Raw genomic sequence first — 1,854 nt, forward strand, 5'->3', positions numbered from 1 at the left:
GAAGCTGCCTTCTTTCTCCAGCAGAACCAGCTCGGTATGCCCGCCGGACACAACAAGCGCCAAGCACGGATATCTAAGCTCATGCTCAAGCTCGTTGGCATAAATATGACCCGCGATATGATGCGTTCCAATCAGCGGAATGTCCAACGCGAGCGACAGACTTTTTGCCGCGACGATGCCTACGAGCAACGCCCCGACCAACCCGGGTCCTTGCGTGACCGCAATAGCGGACATATCCTTTAATCCATGTCCCGATTCGCGGATGGCCTGTTCGATAATTAACGTTATGCTTTCGACATGCTTGCGCGAGGCAATCTCCGGCACGACTCCGCCGAAAGCTTCGTGAACGTCGATCTGGCTGCTGACTACATTGGACAGAATATGTTTGCCGCCCTTGACCACCGCCACCGATGTCTCGTCGCAGCTTGTCTCTACCGCAAGTATCAAAGTTTCATCGTAATTGCCAGTTGTATTCAATGACTTTCCTCTCCCGTTCCCAGCCGGCTCTCATCCAGCTCCGCCCACATAATAAGCGCGTCTTCGTTGTTATCCGAATAATAGTTCGGGCGTACGCCGGATGGCTGAAAGCCATGCTTCCGGTATAGCCGCTGCGCATGCTCGTTGGAGACGCGCACCTCCAGCGTCATGCGTGCCGCGCCGTAGAACAGCGCTGTCCGCTGCAGCTGAGCCATCAGCCGATGCCCGAGCCCGATACCCCTGACATCGGACCTGATCGCGATGTTCGTGACATGCGCCTCGTCCATAATGATCCACATGCCGCCATATCCGATTAATTCTCCGCCGTATTCCAGCGCGAGGTATCTGGCGAACATATTGTTTTTCAGCTCGTTCACGAACGATTCTTCCGTCCAGGGACTGCTAAACGATTCCTGCTCGATGAGCAGAACGGCAGGAATGTCGGCTAACGACATGGGGCGATATACAAGCTTTGCATGATTCACCGGCATCTCTATCCCTCACTTGCCCGCTTCGCCTTCAACTTCACTTCCGCTTCCGTAAGCTGCGTGTAATTCGGAATGAAGGTATGCGGATCTTCGTTCTCTCCTGCAGCAAGCCGTCTTTGGCCAAGCTCCGCCAAGTATCGGCCTTCCATGACGTAAGACGCTAGCCGGACTTCGGCACCAAGCTCCGCTCCCTGCGCGGCCAGCCGTTCGGCTGCCGGTCCATGCAGCGACAAGTCGCCGACGAGCCAGACGACAGGCACGGCTGCATGTATCCGATCCGAGTTGGCGTATTCCTCTGCACAAGCACCATTAGAACCCGCTTTTCTCCCAACCGTATCCTTAATCCGCTCAAGAATCGAGTCCACCCATCGTTCCATCATCCGCACGCCATCCTCGGCGAATCTCGACCATTCTTCGACCTCAGTTCCATCTGCACCCGCACGGCAAACAAAGCCCGCGGCATACACTTGCCCCCGCCTGGCATCCATAATGGGCAGCACCCAATGCTCGCGGCTCGTTTCGGTACGAGCATCCGTGAATTCACCGCTTGCAGGCGCGTCTTCCATCCCTCTGTGCCAAGCTCCGAACGCGATCGCTTCGAGACTGGAGACGCCTGCCAGCGGCTTCTCCCAGCACCAGGCCAGCGTCTTGGCGGCCGTGACCGCAATCCGCATGCCCGTATAGGAGCCGGGACCGTTGCCGACGACGATACCCGCCAGCTCCTCCGGCTTTATATTCGACGATGACAACAGATCCTTTAAATGGGAGATGACATGAACGGAATGATTGCGTTCCGCCAACGACTGCACCTCTCCCAGCACTTCCCCGTCACGGATAATCGCGGCTGCCATCGCAGCCGTAGACGTATCCCGAGCGATAACCGGGCCGC

The 1,854-nt window shown here is 57.0% G+C and carries 3 protein-coding genes; all 3 read right to left on the reverse strand.

All coding sequences use genetic code 11. From position 1 onward, the window contains the following. The coding region (locus PAT3040_RS38620) for a tRNA (adenosine(37)-N6)-threonylcarbamoyltransferase complex transferase subunit TsaD (protein WP_373863941.1) at nt 1-477 on the reverse strand (477 nt) is incomplete at its 3' end. After that, nucleotides 474-968, reverse strand: a complete 495-nt coding sequence (rimI, locus tag PAT3040_RS13415) for a ribosomal protein S18-alanine N-acetyltransferase (RefSeq protein WP_087571151.1) — start codon at nt 966-968, stop codon at nt 474-476. The genes PAT3040_RS38620 and rimI, both read right to left, overlap by 4 nt. Before the next feature lie 2 nt (nt 969-970). Next, the coding region (gene tsaB / locus PAT3040_RS13420) for a tRNA (adenosine(37)-N6)-threonylcarbamoyltransferase complex dimerization subunit type 1 TsaB (protein WP_108993057.1) at nt 971-1,854 on the reverse strand (884 nt) is incomplete at its 5' end.

Origin of the sequence: Paenibacillus agaridevorans, assembly GCF_003112455.1 — a bacterium.
In the GTDB taxonomy this organism is placed as follows: Bacteria; Bacillota; Bacilli; order Paenibacillales; family Paenibacillaceae; genus Pristimantibacillus; species Pristimantibacillus agaridevorans.

Bases quoted from the DNA above. Each gene is read 5' to 3' on its own strand.
- rimI (WP_087571151.1), bottom strand. From the start codon at position 968: ATGCCGGTGAATCATGCAAAGCTTGTATATCGCCCCATGTCGTTAGCC.